Origin of the sequence: Terracoccus sp. 273MFTsu3.1 (genome assembly GCF_000383675.1) — a bacterium.
In the GTDB taxonomy this organism is placed as follows: domain Bacteria; phylum Actinomycetota; class Actinomycetes; order Actinomycetales; family Dermatophilaceae; genus Terrabacter.
In genome coordinates this window covers 602,249-620,130 of the sequence record NZ_KB911821.1, presented here as the reverse complement: position 1 = coordinate 620,130, position 17,882 = coordinate 602,249, and the positions used below count along the sequence as shown (strand labels likewise).

Genomic DNA, 17,882 nt, shown 5'->3' with positions numbered 1-17,882 from the left:
CGGTCAGGCCTTGGCGCTGCCCCAGATCCGGGCGATCCACTGCTCGACCTCGTCGGAGCTGCGTGGCATCGCCGCCGAGAGGTTCTCGCAGCCGTCGTCGGTGATGAGGATGTCGTCCTCGATGCGCACACCGTTGCCCCGGAACTCGTCGGGGACGAGCTCGTCGTCGGACTTGAAGTAGAGGCCCGGCTCGACGGTGAGGACCATCCCGGGCTTCAGCTCGGCGTCGGAGTACTCCTCGCGGGTCGCCAGCGCGCAGTCGTGGACGTCGATGCCGAGGTGGTGGCTCGTGCCGTGGACCATCCAGCGGCGGTGGTGCTGCCCGTGGTCGGCGTCGAGCGTGCCCTCGACGTCGATGCCCTCGGGCAGCAGGCCCCACTCGTGAAGGTGCTCGGCGATGACGCGGATGGCCGCCGCGTGGACGTCGCTGAACCTGTTGCCGGGCTTGCAGGCAGCGATGCCGGCCTCCTGGGCGGCGTACACGGCGTCGTAGATCTTGCGCTGCGCGTCGGTGAAGGTGCCGCTCACCGGCAGGGTGCGGGTGATGTCGGCGGTGAAGAGGGAGTCGACCTCGACGCCGGCGTCGAGGAGCAGCAGGTCGCCGTCCTTGATGTCGCCGGTGTTCTTGATCCAGTGCAGCGTGTTGGCGTGGTCGCCGCTGGCGCAGATCGAGTCGTAGCCGACGCCGTTGCCGTGGTGGCGGGCGTGCAGTCCGAAGACGCCCTCGACCCAGCGCTCGCCGCGGCCGCGGCGGACCGCCTCGGGGAGGTCTGCGATGACGGCGTCGAAGCCCTTGTGGGTGCCGTCGACGGCGTCGCGCATCTGCTCGACCTCCCACTCGTCCTTGACGAAGCGGAGCGTCGAGAGGAACGCGGCAAGCTGCTCGTCGGCCTCGCGCTGGCGGTCGACGCGGGTCTCGGCCTCGCCGGACTCCTGCGTCTCGGCCGCGGCGGCGCGGGCCTTGTCGACGCGGGTCGCGACCTCGGCATCGGCGTCGCGCACCACGCGGATCGTCACCTGGCCGGCGTCCTTGCCCACGGCCTCACCGAACTCGTCGATGTGACGGGCCGTGACGCCGAGCTCGGACTCGATGTCGGCCAGGGTGGGGCGGGCACCGACCCAGAACTCGCCGTAGCGCGAGTCGCCGAAGAACTCCTCGGTGTCCCGGTCGGCGAGCGGGCGGAAGTAGAGCACGGCCTCGTGCCCGTCGCTGGCCTCACCGTCGGCGGAGGGCCGCGGCTCGAGCACGAGCACGGCGTCGGGCTCGCGGTCGCTGCCGAGGCCCGTCAGGTGGGCGAAGGCGCTGTGCGGGCGGAAGACGTAGTCGCAGTCGTTGCTGCGCACCTTGAGGCCGCCGGCCGGGACGACGAGGCGCTCGCCGGGAAAGGCGGCACTGACGGCGTCACGGCGACGGGCTGCGTGGTCGGCGACCTCGGCCCGGGGGGTCACCCCGGTGTCGCGCGGCGCCCAACCGCTCGCGACGAAGGCCCGGAACTCGTCGGTCGTCGGGCGCTTGCGGCTCGGAGAGGTCTTCTGCTCTTCACTCATCACCCCGTCATGGTGCCACGAAGCGCGGACCCCGCCGAACCCGGTTTCCGGCTCGCTGGGCACCCCGGTGGGGTACCCCCGCGACCGGGGCGGTGGCATACGGTCTGGGGGTGGCCCGCACCGACCGACCCGCCCGGCCGACCACCGCCCACCGGAGCCTGCCCTCGTTGAGGGCGAGCACCCGGCGCGCCATGAGGCCGAGTGGGCCGCCGACCGACGAGATCCCCATCTGGACGACGCCGGACGGGGTGGACTCGGTGACCGCCCAGGCCGTCATCGACCTCGCCATGCGCGCCGGCGTCGCGATGATCGCCACCGGTGCCGCCGCTGCGGACGTCACGGCGACCGTGCTCACCCTGACCAAGGCGTACGGCCTCAGCTCGGTCCACGTCGACGTCACCTACACGTCGGTCACCGTCTCCTACCACCGCGGCCCGAACGCCGACCCGATCACGGTGATGCGCATCGTGCGCTTCCGCGTGCAGGACTACACGCGTCTCGAGCGCCTCCGCGGGCTCATCGTCGACCTCTCGCAGGACCCGGTGCCGGTCGACGAGGCCCGGGTGCGCTTCGACTCGGTCATCACGGCGCCTCACCCCTACCGTCGCTGGCTCGTCACCGTCGCCGGTGGTGCGCTCGCTGCCGGTGCGGCCGGCCTCGTCGGGGCCGGGCCGTTCATCATCCTGCTCAGCTTCCTCACCGCGACGGTCGTCGGCCGCGTCCTCAGCTGGCTCACCGGCGCTGGCGTCGCGGCGTTCTTCGCGCAGTGCGTCGGCGCGGCCATCCCGACCGCGGTGGCGACGCTCGTCGTCGCGGCCCAGTCGGCCGGCATGACCTTCGTCGGCGACGTGTCGCCGTCCCTCGTCGTCGCGTCCGGCATCGTCCTGCTCCTGTCCGGGCTGTCGGTCGTCGGCGCCGCCGAGGACGCGCTCGAGGGCTACTACGTCACGGCCGGAGCGCGCGGGTTCGAGGTCGTCGTGCTCTCGCTCGGCATCGCCGTCGGGATCTCGGTCGTGCTCTCGCTCGGCAAGCGGCTCGACTACCCGATCGCGATCAGCTCGCAGACCCTGCTCAGCGACGACGTCGTCGTCCAGGTCGTCTGCGCCGTCATCATCTCGGTCGCCTTCGCGGTGCTGTCCTACTCGAGTGGCACCGCAGTGGTCGTCGCAGGCGTCGCCGGCGGAGTCGGGTGGGTCGTGCTCGCCCTGGCCGAGCGGCTGCTCCAGCTCGGCGCGGTCACGGCGTCCGCGTCCGCGGCGCTCGTCATCGGTTTCGCGGCGCGCCTCGTCGCCCGGCGGCTCACCATCTCCGCGCTCGCCGTCACGACGGCCGCGATCGTCCCGCTGCTCCCGGGCCGGATGGCCTACGAGGGGATCTCGCAGCTCGTCACGAATCCCGACGGCAACGGTTTCGCGGTGGGCGTCCCGACGCTGCTCCAGGCGTTCGGGCTCGGGCTGGGACTCGCGGCCGGGGTGTCGCTCGGCACCTACTTCGCGAGCCTGCTCGTCGCCAAGAGCCAGGGCGTGCGGCCCCGTCCGGCCGCCGGCGCGACCCTTCCCGCCGACCCCGACCCCGAGGCGACCGGCAGCACCGCGCCGGTGCTCTCCGAGACGAGCGACCTCGCTGCCACGAGCGACGCCGACGCGCAGGCGTGAGCAAGCACACGGCATACGACCATGGGCGTATGCCGCCTGCTCCGGCAGGCTGGGAGCGGCTCGTCCCAGCGGGGCCGGGTGACCACCGTCGACGAGGAGCGGGCATGCAGTTCGGACGCAGCTACGAGGAGTTCGAGGTCGGTGCGGTCTACCAGCACTGGCCCGGCAAGACGGTCACGGAGTACGACGACCACCTCTTCTGCCTGCTGACGATGAACCACCACCCGCTGCACCTCGACACCCACTACGCCGCGGGATCGACGCAGTTCGGGCAGAACGTCGTCGTCGGCAACTACGTCTACTCGCTGCTCCTCGGCATGTCGGTGCCGGACGTGTCGGGCAAGGCCATCGCCAACCTCGAGATCGAGTCGCTGCGCCACGTCGCGCCGACCTTCCACGGCGACACGATCTACGGCGAGACGACGGTCCTCGACAAGTGGGAGTCGACGTCGAAGGACGACCGCGGCGTCGTGCACGTCGAGACGATCGGCTACAAGCAGGACGGCACCGTCGTGTGCATCTTCCGACGCAAGGTCATGGTGCCCAAGGAGAACTACCTCGAGGCCCGCGGCGGCGAGCAGCCCGGTCGCCCCGTGCCGGTGCCGGACAGGAACTGGCCCGGTCGCGAGGCCACTCCCGAGCCACCCGCCCGGCCCTGACCGCGTCGGCTGTCTGGAGGTCCTCCGGCGCCCGGTGCCGGACGACCTCCACGCAGCTCGTTAGCCGGCCTCAGCCCTGACGTTCGGTGGCGAAGTCGACGGTGCTGGACGTGCCCCCGCCGGTGATCGTCAGCTGCCCCTTGACCTGCTGCGCCGACGTGGGCGCCACGACGAAGGCCGTTCGGCCGTCGACCTGCTGGGTGGACACCACGACGTGGTCGGCGGGGTCCGACGACGTCGCCCTGACCTCCTCCGTGCCGTCGGCCCACCCGAAGACGAGGTCCGGCGTCGGCTCGACGCCGATCTTGGACGACACGAGGAGCAGCCGCAGCGGGCCCGCGCCGCTCGGGCCCTGGATCGCCCCGGGCACCCAGAGAAGGCCGGACTGCTTGTCGTCGGTCCACAGGATCCGCATGGTGCCGTCCGGGGTCGTGAGGACCGCCCGGTGGAGATCCGTGCGGGCGTTCGCCGTCAGCGCCGCCCGGTAACCGACCTTGGTCGGGTCGGCATCGTCCAGGGCGTCGCTCCACACGACGCCCGCGAGCTGGGTGGGGTCGAGGCCCTCGGCCTGCGTCACGAAGAGGTAGCGCGTGGGGGCCGGCCCACCCGCGGCCGGCACGAGCCGGGTGGTGGACCCCGAGCCTCCCATCGTGACGTCCGGCGCGAAGACGGGCCCGGCGATGACGGTGCGTGGTGTCCCGGTCTCGACCCAACCGGCGATGACACCCGGGAGCCCGCTCTCGGCCGGCAGCAGCAGGCTCGACTCACCCACCTTCGGTCGGGGCACCTCCCGGCGCACGGCCTTGACGGGCTTGAAGCCCTCGAGCACGATCCACGTCTCGTGCACCCTGCCGCCGGGGGCGGACGCGATCTCGACGCGGACGCCCGTCGCGTTCGACGACTGCGTGGACCCGTCGGGGTAGAGCTGGGCCGACTCGTCCAGGGCCGCCGCGACGGCCGTCTGGCTCGCGCTCGGGTCGCCGGCGGGGAGGGCGCGGGGCTGGCCGGTGCCGAGCTGGACGGCGACGACGGCGACGACCGCGGTGGCGGCCGCGACAGCGGCGCCGGCGGCGATCCGCCGACGACGCACGACCCGGTGACCCTCGGCGAGCACGGCCTCGGGGCTGAAGGTCAGCCCTGCCTCGTGGCTGGCCTCGCCGAGGGCAGCGCGGATGTCGGTCTCCGGTGTGGCGTTCATCGGACGCTCCTGTCTCGCTCGGTCGGGGTGGGGCTCGCCGAGGTCGGCCCCACGCTGGCATCCGCGGCCTCGGCTGCGGCGAGCGCCGACCGGAGCGCGGCGAGGCCTCGCGAGCCGGCACTCTTGACGGCGCCGACCGAGATGCCGAGCACCTCGGCGGTCGCCTGCTCCGAGAGGTCGGTGTAGTAGCGGAGCACGACGACGGTGCGCTGCTGCTCGGGAAGGGTGCGCAGCAGCCGGACGACGAGGTCACGGTCGTCGCTCGTCGTGACCGCGTCGCGCCGCGACGTGCCGGAGCCCGCCTCCGGAGGGCTGTCGGTCACCAGCTCGCGTCGTGTCGCCCGCCACACGTCGGTGCGGTAGTTGACGAGGACCCGTCGGGCGTACGCCAAGGCCTCGCCCTCGCGCACCCGCGGCCAGGCGACGTACGTCTTGACGAGCGAGGCCTGGGTCAGCTCCTGCGCCCGGTGGTGGTCGCCCGTCAGCAGCCACGCCGTGCGCAGCAGCGCCGGGCCCGCCTGCTCCATGAAGGCCGTGAAGTCGGCGTCGCGCGCGGCACTGCGGCGGCTCACGTCGTTCCCCTGTCCAAGCTCGTCATGCCCTACCTACGGGCCGTGCTCCACAAAGGTTGCCAGTGACCGTGACCGACCGCTCGCCGGCACGGACGGGTCGTGTCCGGGGCGGGCTGCGGACGCCCCTACGCTTGGGGCGTGACTCCGACCGGGACCGACAGTGCAGGGCACGCACGCCCGGTCATCGACCTGCACACCCACTCGGCGGTCAGCGACGGCACGGAGACGCCGACCGAGCTCGTGGCCGCTGCGGCCGCGGCCGGCGTCGACGTCCTCGCCATCACCGACCACGACACGGTCGGCGGCTGGGCCGAGGCGGCCGAGGCCGCCCGCCTCCACGGCGTGACGCTCGTGCGCGGCATCGAGATCTCGTGCGCCTGGCGCCACTCCTCGATCCACCTGCTCGGCTACCTCCCCGACGCGGACGACCGGCCGCTCCGGCACGAGCTCGCTCGCGCCCGCGACTCCCGCTCGACGCGTCTCGAACGGATGGTCGCGCTCATGGCGGCGGACGGCATACCCCTGGGCTACGACGAGGTGCTCGCGCAGGTCGGCCCCGGTGCCACCCCGGGACGCCCCCACATCGCCGACGCGCTCATCGCCAACGGCACGATCCGTCACCGCGACGAGGCCTTCCGCTCCTGGCTCGGCGACGACTCGCCCTACTACGTCGGCCACTACGCGCCCGACCCCGTGCGGGCCGTCGAGCTCGTGCGCGCAGCGGGTGGGGTGCCGGTCATCGCGCACCCCTTCACGCGGACCCGGTCGGGCGACCTCGACGACGCCCTCGTGGCGCGGATGCGTGGGGCCGGGCTCGCGGGCCTCGAGGCGTACCACCGCGACCACGGCCCCGAGGAGGTCGCGCGCGCGACGGCGCTCGCCGACCGGCTCGGCCTCGTCCTCACGGGCTCGAGCGACTACCACGGCGAGGGCAAGCGCAACCGCCTCGCCGAGAACACGACGACCCTCGAGGTGCTCGACGCGATCGAGGCGGCCTCGAGCGGGGCCACGGAGGTCATCAGGCCGTGAGCGTCTTCGACACGACCGTCTTCCTCAGCACCTTCATCACCCTGGTCGTCATCCTCGACCCACCCGGCGCCGTGCCGATCTTCCTCGCCCTGACCGGGTCGCTGACGAGGGTCCAGCGCCACGTCGCGGCGCGGCGTGCCTCGCTCGTCGCCGTCTTCGTCATCGGGATGTTCGCGCTCTTCGGCAAGAGCATCCTCGACTACCTCCACATCTCGATCGCCGCGCTCCAGGGCGCCGGTGGCCTGCTCCTGCTCCTCGTCGCGCTCGAGCTGCTGACCGGCAAGGAGTCCGACTCGCTCGCCGACGCCGGCGTCAACGTGGCGCTCGTGCCGCTCGGGACGCCGCTGCTCGCGGGTCCGGGCGCCATCGTCGCGACGATGCTCGCGGTACAGGCATCGGACACGACGGGGGCCTACGTCGCCGTCGGCGCCGCCCTCGTCGGCGCGATGCTCGTCGTCTACCTCGTGCTCCGCTTCGCCGGACAGGTGCGCCGGCTGCTGCGCGAGAGCGGCACGATGCTGCTCACCCGCATCGCCGGCCTGCTGCTGTCGGCGATCGCCGTGCAGATGGTCGCCGACTCCGTGCGGGCCTTCGTGGCAGGCGAGGGCTGACGGCCGACGGGCCGATGCCGCTCAGCCGTCGACGCGCTCGACGAGGACGGCCGTGCCGAGACCGGCCGCGCCGCTGACGGCCGCGACGCCCCAGCGCCCGCCGCGACGCTCGAGCGCCTCGACGCACTGACCGACGAGGATCGCCCCGGTGGCGCCGAACGCGTGACCCATCGCCATCGTGCCGCCGTCGGGGTTCATCCGGTCGGGGCCGGCGTCGAGGTCGCGACGGAAGCGCAGGCACAGCGCCGAGAAGGCCTCGGCGAACTCGAAGACGTCGATGTCGCTGGGAGACAGGCCGGCCCGGGCGAGCACCTGCTCGACGGCCGACTGCCCGGCCGTGAGCATGACGACCGGGTCCACGGCGGTCGACGCGGCAGAGACGATCCGTGCCCGTGGCGCGAGACCGGTCGTCCGGGCTGCGCGAGCCGACCCGATGAGCACCAGCGCTGCCGCGTCAGCGACGGCGGGGGACGTGCCCACCGTGTGCAGGTGGTCGATCCGGTCGAGGGGGCGTATGCCGTCCGCCGCCGCCAGCGCGATGGCGTCCTGGCCGTCCGCACCCAGCTGCGCGAAGGCGGGCGCCAGCATCGCCAGCGACTCGGCGCTCGTCCCGGGCCGGACGAGCTCGTCGTGGTCGAGGCCGGGGCCGCGGTCGTCGGCCGGGACCGGGACGAGCGATCGGGCGAAGGCACCCTCCGCGCGGGCCCGGGTCGCCTTGGCCTGCGTCTCGAGGGCGTAGGCGTCGAGCTGCTCGCGGGTGAAGCCCTCGAGCGTCGCGTTGAGGTCTGCAGCGATGCCCATGTGGACCGAGCCGAGCCGGCGCACCAGTGCCGGGTCGGCATACAACGCGCCGCGGTCGGCGAACATCGGCACGCGCGACACGCTCTCGACGCCCCCGGCGACGGCGAGCCCGAGGTCGCCGGCGCGCACCCGGGCGGCGGTCTGGCCGACGGCGTCGATGCCGGACGCGCAGAAGCGGTTGAGCGTGGCGCCGGGCACGGAGGCGCCCCAGCCGGCGACGAGGGTGGCCGTGCGGGCGAGGTCGGCGCCCTGCTCGTCCACCTGGGTCGCGCAGCCCAGCGTCACGTCGTCGACGCGCTCCGGGTCGATGCCGGTGCGTTCGACGAGGGCCCGTTGGAGGTGCACGACGAGGTCGATGGCGGTGAGGCCGTGCAGCGATCCGCGGGCGGAGGCGCGACCCCGGGGCGTGCGCACGACGTCGAGGACGTATGCGTCGTCGACGTCGCCCATGCATCCTCCCCATCGGTCCTGCCAGAGCGTGCGGGACCCGCCGCTCCGGGTCGCCCGGCCCGGGGGTGGGTCGGATCATCACACCCGGCGAGTCACTCTGCTAGTTGTAGTACCGTGCCCGGAGAACGGCAAGGCTGGGCACCGACGGCGGCGTCGGGAGCGGAGGCGGACATGACGGCCGGCAGCTCGAGCACCTCCCCGACGGGGGTCTGGGTGCTCGGTGGCTCGCAGACGGACTTCGCGCGCCACCTGACCCGCGAGGGCCGAGACGTCTCCGACCTCGTCGGCGAGATCGTCGACCGCACCCTCGAGGCGAGCCGCACCGGGGCGGCCGACGTCGAGGTCATCCACGTCGCCAACGCCTTCGGACAGCTCTTCACCGGACAGGGGCACCTCGGTGCCATGCCGGCGACGGTCCGTCCCGACCTGTGGGGCCTGCCCGCCACGCGGCACGAGGCCGCGTGCGCATCGGGCGGGGTGGCCCTGCTCGCCGCCATGGCCGACCTCAGGGCCGGGCACTACGACTGCGCCCTCGTGCTCGGCGTCGAGCTCGAGAAGACCGTGCCTGGCGACGAGGCAGCCACGCACCTCGGCGCCGCCGCCTGGGTGGGGCACGACGGGGAGGGCGCCCGCTTCATGTGGCCGCACGTCTTCAGCGCCATCGCCGACGAGTACGACCGGCGCCACGGTCTCGACGACGCCCACCTGCGCGCCATCGCCGCGCTCAACCTCGCGAACGCCGGGCGCAACCCCCACGCGCAGACACGCGGATGGGACGTCCCGGACCTCACCGGTCCCGACGCCACGGACGAGACGCGGAACCCCGTGGTCGAGGGCCGGATCCGCCGCTACGACTGCAGCCAGGTCACCGACGGGGCCGCCGGGGTGGTCCTCGTCTCCGACACCTGGCTCCGTGACCACCCGGGACGCCGACCGGTCGCGTGCGTCGAGGGCTGGGGCCACCGAACCGTCGGCCTCGGGCTCCGCCAGAAGCTCGACCGAGACCGCGACGAGCTCTACGTCCTGCCCCACGTGCGGCTGGCCGTGACCGACGCGTTCGACCGGGCCCACGTCACCCTCGAGGACCTCGACGGCTTCGAGGTGCACGACTGCTTCACCCCGACCGAGTACCTCGCCATCGACCACATCGGCCTCACCGGCCCGGGGGAGTCGTGGAAGGCCGTCGAGGACGGCTCCATCGCCCTCGGTGGTCGCCTGCCCATCAACCCGAGCGGTGGGCTCATCGGCGGCGGGCACCCGGTGGGAGCCAGTGGCATCCGAATGCTCGTCGACGCGGCCAAGCAGGTCAGCGGCACCGCCGGTGACTACCAGGTCGAGGGTGCCCGCACCTTCGGCACGCTCAACTTCGGGGGCAGCACCGCCACCACCGTCAGCCTCGTGGTCGGCGCCGTCGCCGACTGAACGCGAACTCCCGAACCACGGAAACCACTGCGAGCCAAGGAGACCCGAATGGATGTCGACATCGTCGGTCGGATGCTCTCGACCCTGCCCGCGGACGACGACCACCCCTACCGCACCGGTCCGTGGCAGCCGCAGACGACCGAGTGGAGGGCGGAGGACCTCGACGTCGTCGAGGGCGAGGTGCCGGCCGACCTCGACGGCGTCTACCTCCGGAACACGGAGAACCCCGTCCATCCGTCGCTCAAGCACTACCACCCGTTCGACGGTGACGGGATGGTCCACGTCGTCGGCTTCCGGGACGGAAAGGCCTTCTACCGCAACCGGTTCGTGCGCACGGACGGCTTCCTCGCCGAGCAGGAGGCAGGACAGTCGCTGTGGGCCGGTCTCGCCGAGCCGCCCTACCTCTCGCTCCGCGAGGACGGCTGGGGCGCCCGCCGCCAGATGAAGGACGCGTCGTCGACCGACGTCATCGTCCACCGTGGCACCGCCCTGACGAGCTTCTACCAGTGCGGTGACCTCTACCGCGTCGACCCGATGTCGGCCGAGACCCTCGGCAAGGCGACGTGGAACGGCCGCTTCCCCTTCGACTGGGGCGTCTCGGCACACCCGAAGGTCGACGACCGCACGGGCGAGCTCCTCTTCTTCAACTACAGCAAGGAGGCGCCGTACATGCACTACGGCGTCGTCGACGAGGCGGACGACCTCGTCCACTACGTCGACGTCCCCCTGCCGGGGCCGCGGCTGCCGCACGACATGGCCTTCACCGAGAACTACGTGGTCCTCAACGACTTCCCGCTCTTCTGGGAGCCCGAGGCCCTTGCCAAGGGCGCACACGTCGCGCGCTTCCACCGTGACATGCCGAGCCGCTTCGCCGTCATCCCGCGGCGCGGTCGGACGAGCGACATCCGGTGGTTCGAGGCCGACCCGACGTACGTCCTGCACTTCGTCAACGCCTACGAGGACGGCGACGAGATCGTCCTCGACGGCTTCTTCCAGGGCGACCCCGAGCCGCAGGACAACGGCATGGGCAACCGGTGGGAGCGGGCCTTCCGCTTCCTCGCCCTCGACCGCATGCAGGCACGTCTGCACCGCTGGCGGCTCAACCTCCGCACCGGCCTCGTCACCGAGTCGCCGCTCTCCGACAGCATCACCGAGTTCGGCATGATGAACGGCTCGTACGCCGGTGGGAAGTACCGGTATGCCTACGCCGCTACGGGCAAGCCCGCATGGTTCCTCTTCGACGGTCTCGTCAAGCACGACCTCCACTCAGGCACGGAGGAGCGGTACTCCTTCGGGGACAACGTCTTCGGCAGCGAGACCGCGATGGCGCCGCGCATCGGCAGCGCCGCCGAGGACGACGGCTACCTCGTGACCCTGACGACCGACATGAACGACGACGCCTCCTACTGCGTCGTGTTCGACGCGGCACGGGTCTCCGACGGACCGGTGTGCAAGCTCCGGCTGCCCGAGCGGATCTCGAGCGGCACCCACTCCACGTGGGCCCCCGGTTCGGAGCTGCGACGGTGGAACACGGCGGACACGGCAGCGGATGCGATCGGTCTCTGAGCCGGTGGTCGACGACGTCGACCCCGGCACCGTGCCCACCCGGCTCGATGCCGGGTCGACGAACGCCATCGGCCGCATGCTCGGGCTGCTCGGCGACGAGTGGACCCTCCTCATCCTCCAGCGGGCGCTGCGAGGCACGACCCGCTACGGCCAGTTCCTCGACGAGGTCGCCATCTCGAACGCCGTCCTCACCTCGCGACTCGCGACGATGGAGCGCGAGGGACTGCTGCGCCGCGTCGTCTACCAGGAGCGGCCGGTGCGGGCCGAGTACGTCCTGACGCAGCGGGGCCGAGGGCTGTGGCCGGTCACCATCGCGATCTGGGACTGGGAGCGACGCTGGGTGCCGCGGCACGCCGCGACCCTGCCGGCGATGCGCCACGCCCTCTGCGGCCAGAACTTCGCACCGGTCCTGACGTGCACGAGCTGCCGCGAGGTCGTGCGCTCCGGCGACGTCCACGCCGAGTGGGGGCCGAGCGGCTCCTGGGAGCGGTCCGTCCCGGAGTCGACGACGCGGCGGCGCTCCGACCCTCGCGTGGACCGGACCTCCGCCGGACTCTTTCCCGAGACGATGGCGATCTTCGGCAACCGGTGGTCCTCCGCCCTCATCGGTGCCTCCCTACGCGGGCTGACGCGCTTCGGGGACTTCGAGGAGGCCCTCGGTGCGCCGCCGAGCCTCGTCGCCGAGCGGCTGCGCGCCTTCTGCGACATCGGCGTGCTCGAGGCCAGGGGCCGCCGGACGAGCGGAGCCGACGGCCGCGCCGAGTACCACCTCACCGACAAGGGCCACGCCTTCTACCCGGTGGTCGCCGTGGCCATCGACTGGGCACAGCACTGGTATGCCGCCGAGGAGGGCCCCGCGCTCGTCCAGCGGCACGTGCCGTGCGGCGCCGCGCTCGCCGTAGCGCTCGCCTGCGACCAGTGCTCGGCGGACCTCCACGGCAGCGACATCGAGGTCGTGCCACGCGCGCACCGCCGGTCCGACCGGTAGCGGCGACCAGCCACTCCCGAGAAGACAGACCCACAGCCGCACGTCAGCCCAGGCACACGTACACGTAGATCTCGCAGTGACCACCTCACGCCGAACCACGAAGGAGCGCCGAGCCATGGCGAACGCACGGGGACTGCACGCGCCGGTGAAGGTCGCCGACTACCGCGCCCGGGGATGGTGGGGCGAGGACACCCTCGACGGGCTCTTCGCCGAGCGGGTACGCGCCCGCGGCGACGCCCTCGCCGTCGTCGACCCCGCCAACCGCGAGGCGCTGCTCGGCTCGGCGCCGCGACGGCTGACGTGGCGCGAGCTCGACGACGAGGTGACGGCCCTGGCCGCGCGGCTGCTGTCGCTCGGGCTCGTCCGAGGTGACGTGGTCGGGGTCCAGCTCGCCAACTCGGTCGAGCTCGTCGAGGTCTACCTCGCGGCCTGGCGCATCGGCGTCGTCGTGTCGCCGATGCCCGTGCAGCTGCGCGAGCGCGAGGTGGCCGCCATGTGCGCGAGGGCCGCCGTCACGGCATACCTCAGCAGCGCCCGGTTCGGCGACCGGTCCCTCGTCGTGGACGCGGCCACGGCGCTCGGGGGCGTGGAGTCGGTGCGGGCCGTCGTCGCGTACGGCCCCGAGGAGGAGACGGCCGACGTGCCCATCGGTATCCGTGTGTGGCACCCGCGTCCCGCGACGGACGCGGACCGCGAGGCGGTCGAGGCACGCGCCGCCGCCGACCCCAACGAGGCCAACGACGCCGTGACGATCTGCTGGACGTCGGGCACCGAGAGCGCGCCGAAGGGCGTGCCGCGCTGCCACATGGACTGGCTCGCCGTCGGCGTCGCGACCACCGAGGCGCCGCAGGTGACGGTCGACGACGTGCTGCTCAACCCCTTCCCGATGATCAACATGGCCGGCATCAGCGGGATGTTCCTGCCGTGGCTGCTCACCGGCTGCGTCCTCGTGCAGCACCACCCCTTCGACCTGCCGACGTTCCTCGGTCAGGTCGCCGCCGAGCGCGCCACCTACACGTGCGCCCCTCCCGCGCTGCTGTGGATGCTGCTCGGCAACGAGGCGCTCATGGCGACGGTCGACGTCAGCAGCCTGACCCGCATCGGCTCCGGCTCGGCGCCGCTGCAGCCGGCGATGGTGCGCGGCTGGCAGGAGCGGCACGGCATCAGTGTCATCAACTTCTTCGGGTCCAACGAGGGGATCGGCCTGCTGTCGAGTCCCGTCGACTTCCCCGACCCCGACGACCGCGCGCAGTACTTCCCGCGCTTCGGCGCGCCGGGGGTCACGTGGTCGACCCGGGCCGGCGACTGGACCGACACCCGGCTCGTCGACATCGTCACCGGCGAGGACGTCACCGAGCCCGGCCACCCCGGGGAGCTGCACATCAGCGGGCCGAGCGTCTTCGCCGGCTACCTCCACGGCGAGGACCTGCCGAGCCCCTTCGACGACCGGGGCTACCTGCGCACCGGCGACCTCTTCGAGATCGCGGGGGACCGCGGGCAGTTCCTCCGCTACCTCGACCGGGCCCGCGACCAGGTGATCCGCGGCGGCATGAACATCGCCCCGGCCGAGCTCGAAGGACTCATCGCCGACCACCCGGCGGTCGCCGACGTCGCCGTCATCGGCGACCCTGACGAGCGGCTGGGCGAGCGTGTCGCGGCCGTCGTCGTGCTCCGCCCCGGGGAGTCGCTGACGCTCGAGTCGCTCGTGGCCTGGCTCCGCGAGCGGAGCATCGCCTCGTTCAAGCTGCCCGAGCGGCTCGAGGTGCGCGAGGAGCTGCCCCGCAACCCCGTCGGCAAGGTGCTCAAGCGGCTGCTGCGGCAGCCGGACGCGCCCGCGGTCCGCGAGCTCCAGGGCGGTGGCGGAGCAGGGACGCCGGGGGCGAGCGGGTGACGCCGCAGGAGCTGCTCGCGGCGCTGCGGCTGCCCGTCGTGGCGGCGCCGATGTTCCTCGTCTCGGGGCCCGAGCTCGTCGTCGCCGCGGCCCGGGCGGGCATCCTCGGGGCATTCCCGACGCAGAACTGCCGCACGCCCGAACAGCTCGACGAGTGGCTCGGGGCCATCGCGTCCGGGTCGGGAGACGCACCGTGGGCCGTCAACCTCGTCACGCACCGGAGCAACACGCGCCTGGCCGACGACCTCGCCCTCGTCGCGGCGCACCGGCCGCCCGTCGTCATCACCGCCCTCGGCTCGCCGCGGCCGGTCATCGACACCGTCAAGGCGTACGGCGGGCTCGTCGTGGCCGACGTCATCGACCTCGTCCTCGCCCGCAAGGCGATCGCGGCGGGCGTCGACGGTCTCGCCTGCATCAGCGCCGGAGCAGGCGGACACACCGGCCACCTCTCGCCCTTCGCGTTCGTCTCGGCGGTGCGCGACCTCTTCGACGGCCTCGTCACCGTGGGCGGGGGCATCGCGGACGGTGCCGGCGTCGCGGGCGCCGTGGCCGCCGGCGCCGACCTCGTCTACATGGGCACCCGCTTCCTCGCGACGACGGAGAGCCGGGCCGCCGACGACTACAAGCAGATGGTCGTCGCGCACGGCCCCGACGACCTCGTCGTCAGCGACGGCATCACGGGAGCCGATGCGTCCTGGCTCCGGCCGAGCCTGCAGGCTCACGGCCTCGACCCCGACCACCTCGTGCACGACGGTGTCCGCAGCTACGACGCCGCGCAGTCACCGGCGAAGAAGTGGTCGCAGCTGTGGGCGGCCGGGCAAGGGCTCCAGAGCATCCGGTCGGTGACCCCGGTCGCCGACGTCGTGGACGAGCTCGAGCGCGAGTTCCGGGCCGCTGCGGCCCGCCTCGACCGCGTCGCCTCCCGCAACCACTGACGGGTGGGGACGTCGTCGCGTGGATGTCGCCGGCGGGTCGTAGGGTGTCGGCGTGACGATGGGACCGGCTGAGCAGACGACCTTTGCGGGCATGCCCACACCGCTCTACTCCGGCTCGCCGTCACGGCTGCTCGCCTGGCTCGACTGCCCGCGGCGCTACCGCATGCAGTACCTCGACCGACCACGCCCGCAGGCCCGCCCGCAGCGCGCCCACACCTCGGTCGGCATCGCGACCCACAACGCCCTCCGCGACTTCTGGGACCTCCCGGTCGGCCAGCGGACGCCGGCCGGCGTCGCCGAGCTCGTCCGCTCGTCGTGGATCGACGTCGGCTTCCGCGACCCCGAGCAGTCCGCCGGATGGCGGCTGCGGGTCCGCGACGCCGTCACCGACTACCTCCGCACGAGCGACCGCGACAACCAGCCCGTCGGCATCGAGCGCAGCGTCTCGCTCAAGACCGACGAGGTCGCCATCACCGGCCGCATCGACCGGCTCGACGACCGCGAGGGCGAGCTCGTCGTCGTCGACTACAAGACGGGCCGCCAGGTCCCCACCGACGACGACGCGCGCACCTCGCTGCCCCTCGCGCTGTATGCCGTCGCGGCCTCCCGGATGTTCCGCCGGCCGTGCCACCGGGTCGAGCTGCACCACGTGCCCTCCGGCACGATCGCCGCGCACGAGCACACCGACGAGTCGCTGGCGCGCAAGATCGCCGAGGCCGAGTCGATCGCCTCCGACCTGCGCCGCGCGGACGCCGAGTTCAAGGAGCTCGGCGTCGAGTCGACGAGGTTCGCGCCCCGCACGTCGGCGATCTGCTCGTGGTGCGACTTCCGGGCGCACTGCCCCGAGGGCCAGCAGATGGGCCCCGAGAAGTCCGACTGGGCCGGCCTCGAGCCCACCGGCTACGAGACCACCCCACCGGAGCGCGACGATGCCTGAGCCCGCCACCGAGCCCGCCACCGAACCCACCACCGAGACCACCACCGAGACCACCACCGAGACCACCACAGGGTCCGCGCCCGAGCGCGACCTGCGGGCGGCGTTCCTCGCGGCCACCGACCACGTCATCGCCATCCTGTCCCGGGACGACGTCGCCGCCGCCTGGCACCAGCCGAGCGCGCTGCCCGAGTGGAGCGTCGGCGGACTCGTGGCCCACCTCGCGAGCCAGCCCCTCACGGCCCTGACGCTGCTGCGCGCCGATCCCGTGACCGACGCCATCGCGCTCGACGAGCACTACGCCCGCTCGGCGTGGGTGTCGGGCGGCCTCGACGACGACGTCAACGTCTCCATCCGGTCCGGCAGCGACGAGCAGGCCGAGGCCGGGCGCGATGCCGTCCTCGCACGGGTCGTCGCGGCGCGGGACGAGCTGCCCGACCTGCTGGCCGACCAGCACGCCGACCGAGCCGTCCTCATCCCGTGGACGGGCTGGGCGCTGCGCCGCGACGACTTCCTCACCGGACGGATGATGGAGATCGTCGTCCACGGTGAGGACGCCGCCGCCAGCGTCGGCTTCACCGCGCCGACGCTGCCCGACGAGGTGCTCGCGCCCGTCGTGGCCCTGCTGACCCGACTGGCCGCGCGCCGGCACGGCCAGGGAGCCCTGGTGTCGGCCCTGTCACGTTCCGAGCGCACCCCCCGGACCATCTCGGCCTTCTGATCGGCCGACCTGACACACTGGGCCGCATGGCGCCCCGCACCCGCACCTCCGGCCCGTCCACGGCGCGTCAGGGCCCGGCAAGCTCCTCCGACGGCGGCGGGCCCACGGTCATCGCCCTCGCGAACCAGAAGGGTGGCGTGGCCAAGACGACCTCGGTCGCGAGCATCGGCGCCGCGCTCGCCGAGCTCGGGCAGCGCGTCCTCCTCGTCGACCTCGACCCGCAGGCCTGCCTCACCTTCTCGTTGGGCGTCGACCCCGACACCGTCGAGCGCTCGATCCACGACGTCCTCACCGGCTCCGCCGAGCTCGGTGACGTCGTCGTCACGTGCGAGGAGGGCGTCGACCTCGTGCCGTCGGCGATCGACCTCGCCGGTGCCGAGGCCATGCTGCTGCCGCGACCCGGTCGCGAGTACGTCCTGCGCTCGGCCCTCGAAGGCGCCGACACGGCATACGACGTCGTGCTGCTCGACTGCTCGCCGAGCCTCGGGGTGCTGACGCTCAACGCGCTCACGGCCGCCGACGCACTCATCATCCCGATGCCGTGCGAGATGCTCAGCCACCGCGGCGTCGGACAGCTGCTCGACACCGTCGCCGACGTGCAGAAGATCCTCAACCGCGACCTCGAGGTGTGGGGCATCCTGCCGACCCTGTTCGACGGCCGCAGCAACCACGCCCGCGAGGTGCTCGCCGACGTGGGGGAGCGCTACGACCTGCCGGTCCTCGAGCCACCGATCCCCAAGACGGTGCGCTTCGCCGAGGCGCCCGCCGTGGGCCGCTCGATCCTCGCGACGGCTCGCACGTCGAAGGGCGCCCAGGCCTACCGCGACGTCGCGACCGCCCTGCTCGCGAGGCTGTGACCAAGGTCCCAGACGTTCGACCCGACCCGCCGACGGGGAATGAAC

At 73.0% G+C, this 17,882-nt stretch carries 16 protein-coding genes; 12 read left to right on the top strand and 4 right to left on the bottom strand.

What is annotated here, in order from left to right; genetic code table 11:
• Positions 1-3 precede the first annotated feature (3 nt).
• Positions 4-1,548 carry an aminopeptidase P family protein gene (locus H283_RS0108500; RefSeq protein ID WP_020143094.1) on the bottom strand — a complete coding sequence of 515 codons (1,545 nt, stop codon included), beginning with the start codon at positions 1,546-1,548 and terminating at the stop codon, positions 4-6.
• Between the two features lie 257 nt (positions 1,549-1,805).
• Here H283_RS0108500 and H283_RS0108495 point away from each other — a divergent pair, with 257 nt between their 5' ends.
• Together H283_RS0108495 and H283_RS0108490 are read left to right on the top strand one after the other, a co-directional pair.
• A complete protein-coding gene (locus H283_RS0108495) occupies positions 1,806-3,203 on the top strand; it encodes a threonine/serine exporter ThrE family protein (protein WP_231372248.1) in 1,398 nt (465 codons plus the stop codon).
• Positions 3,204-3,307: 104 nt separating this feature from the next.
• On the top strand, positions 3,308-3,862 hold the full coding sequence (locus tag H283_RS0108490) for a MaoC family dehydratase (RefSeq protein WP_020143092.1): 555 nt from the start codon (positions 3,308-3,310) through the stop codon (positions 3,860-3,862).
• Positions 3,863-3,932: 70 nt separating this feature from the next.
• Here the strand turns inward: H283_RS0108490 and H283_RS0108485 are convergent, their stop codons facing one another.
• Positions 3,933-5,060, bottom strand: coding sequence for a hypothetical protein (locus tag H283_RS0108485; protein WP_020143091.1), 1,128 nt, complete (start codon positions 5,058-5,060; stop codon positions 3,933-3,935).
• Entirely contained in the window at positions 5,057-5,632 is a 576-nt protein-coding gene (locus H283_RS24465; protein ID WP_020143090.1) for a SigE family RNA polymerase sigma factor, read from the bottom strand. The genes H283_RS0108485 and H283_RS24465 overlap by 4 nt, the downstream gene beginning before the upstream one ends.
• 138 nt (positions 5,633-5,770) lie before the next feature.
• On the opposite strand from H283_RS24465, the gene H283_RS0108475 reads away from it, so the two are divergent.
• Both H283_RS0108475 and H283_RS0108470 read left to right on the top strand, forming a co-directional pair.
• Complete coding sequence (locus tag H283_RS0108475) at positions 5,771-6,661, top strand: PHP domain-containing protein (RefSeq protein WP_020143089.1); 891 nt, start codon at positions 5,771-5,773, stop codon at positions 6,659-6,661.
• Positions 6,658-7,272 (top strand): MarC family protein, encoded by a 615-nt coding sequence (locus H283_RS0108470; RefSeq protein WP_020143088.1) that lies wholly within the window; start codon positions 6,658-6,660, stop codon positions 7,270-7,272. Before H283_RS0108475 ends, H283_RS0108470 begins: the two co-directional genes overlap by 4 nt.
• A 21-nt stretch (positions 7,273-7,293) precedes the next feature.
• On the opposite strand, the gene H283_RS0108465 is transcribed toward H283_RS0108470, so the two are convergent.
• The gene (locus tag H283_RS0108465; protein ID WP_020143087.1) at positions 7,294-8,523 is read right to left on the bottom strand and encodes an acetyl-CoA C-acyltransferase; all 1,230 of its coding nucleotides are present in this window, start codon (positions 8,521-8,523) and stop codon (positions 7,294-7,296) included.
• A gap of 171 nt (positions 8,524-8,694) precedes the next feature.
• Between H283_RS0108465 and H283_RS0108460 the strand changes: the two genes are divergently transcribed.
• The 8 genes from H283_RS0108460 (at position 8,695) to H283_RS0108425 (ending at position 17,837) form a co-directional block, all read left to right on the top strand.
• Positions 8,695-9,945, top strand: a complete 1,251-nt coding sequence (locus H283_RS0108460; protein ID WP_020143086.1) for an acetyl-CoA acetyltransferase — start codon at positions 8,695-8,697, stop codon at positions 9,943-9,945.
• A 48-nt stretch (positions 9,946-9,993) separates the two neighbouring features.
• A complete protein-coding gene (locus H283_RS0108455) occupies positions 9,994-11,511 on the top strand; it encodes a carotenoid oxygenase family protein (protein WP_020143085.1) in 1,518 nt (505 codons plus the stop codon).
• A complete protein-coding gene (locus H283_RS0108450) occupies positions 11,495-12,499 on the top strand; it encodes a helix-turn-helix domain-containing protein (protein ID WP_051103565.1) in 1,005 nt (334 codons plus the stop codon). Before H283_RS0108455 ends, H283_RS0108450 begins: the two co-directional genes overlap by 17 nt.
• Before the next feature lie 115 nt (positions 12,500-12,614).
• The gene (locus H283_RS0108445; protein WP_020143083.1) at positions 12,615-14,390 is read left to right on the top strand and encodes a class I adenylate-forming enzyme family protein; all 1,776 of its coding nucleotides are present in this window, start codon (positions 12,615-12,617) and stop codon (positions 14,388-14,390) included.
• Entirely contained in the window at positions 14,387-15,325 is a 939-nt protein-coding gene (locus tag H283_RS0108440) for a nitronate monooxygenase family protein (protein WP_020143082.1), read from the top strand. The genes H283_RS0108445 and H283_RS0108440 overlap by 4 nt, the downstream gene beginning before the upstream one ends.
• A gap of 58 nt (positions 15,326-15,383) precedes the next feature.
• Positions 15,384-16,262 (top strand): PD-(D/E)XK nuclease family protein, encoded by an 879-nt coding sequence (locus H283_RS0108435; protein ID WP_051103564.1) that lies wholly within the window; start codon positions 15,384-15,386, stop codon positions 16,260-16,262.
• Positions 16,255-16,980 (top strand): maleylpyruvate isomerase N-terminal domain-containing protein, encoded by a 726-nt coding sequence (locus tag H283_RS0108430; RefSeq protein WP_020143080.1) that lies wholly within the window; start codon positions 16,255-16,257, stop codon positions 16,978-16,980. The genes H283_RS0108435 and H283_RS0108430 overlap by 8 nt, the downstream gene beginning before the upstream one ends.
• 26 nt (positions 16,981-17,006) lie before the next feature.
• On the top strand, positions 17,007-17,837 hold the full coding sequence (locus H283_RS0108425) for a ParA family protein (protein ID WP_020143079.1): 831 nt from the start codon (positions 17,007-17,009) through the stop codon (positions 17,835-17,837).
• The last annotated feature ends 45 nt before the right edge of the window (positions 17,838-17,882 follow it).

Coding starts and splice junctions, on each gene's coding strand:
- H283_RS0108500 (WP_020143094.1), bottom strand. CDS start 1,548: ATGAGTGAAGAGCAGAAGACCTCTCCGAGCCGCAAGCGCCCGACGACC.
- H283_RS0108490 (WP_020143092.1), top strand. CDS start 3,308: ATGCAGTTCGGACGCAGCTACGAGGAGTTCGAGGTCGGTGCGGTCTAC.
- H283_RS0108485 (WP_020143091.1), bottom strand. CDS start 5,060: ATGAACGCCACACCGGAGACCGACATCCGCGCTGCCCTCGGCGAGGCC.
- H283_RS0108465 (WP_020143087.1), bottom strand. CDS start 8,523: ATGGGCGACGTCGACGACGCATACGTCCTCGACGTCGTGCGCACGCCC.
- H283_RS0108460 (WP_020143086.1), top strand. CDS start 8,695: ATGACGGCCGGCAGCTCGAGCACCTCCCCGACGGGGGTCTGGGTGCTC.
- H283_RS0108455 (WP_020143085.1), top strand. CDS start 9,994: ATGGATGTCGACATCGTCGGTCGGATGCTCTCGACCCTGCCCGCGGAC.
- H283_RS0108450 (WP_051103565.1), top strand. CDS start 11,495: ATGCGATCGGTCTCTGAGCCGGTGGTCGACGACGTCGACCCCGGCACC.
- H283_RS0108445 (WP_020143083.1), top strand. CDS start 12,615: ATGGCGAACGCACGGGGACTGCACGCGCCGGTGAAGGTCGCCGACTAC.
- H283_RS0108435 (WP_051103564.1), top strand. CDS start 15,384: ATGGGACCGGCTGAGCAGACGACCTTTGCGGGCATGCCCACACCGCTC.
- H283_RS0108430 (WP_020143080.1), top strand. CDS start 16,255: ATGCCTGAGCCCGCCACCGAGCCCGCCACCGAACCCACCACCGAGACC.
- H283_RS0108425 (WP_020143079.1), top strand. CDS start 17,007: ATGGCGCCCCGCACCCGCACCTCCGGCCCGTCCACGGCGCGTCAGGGC.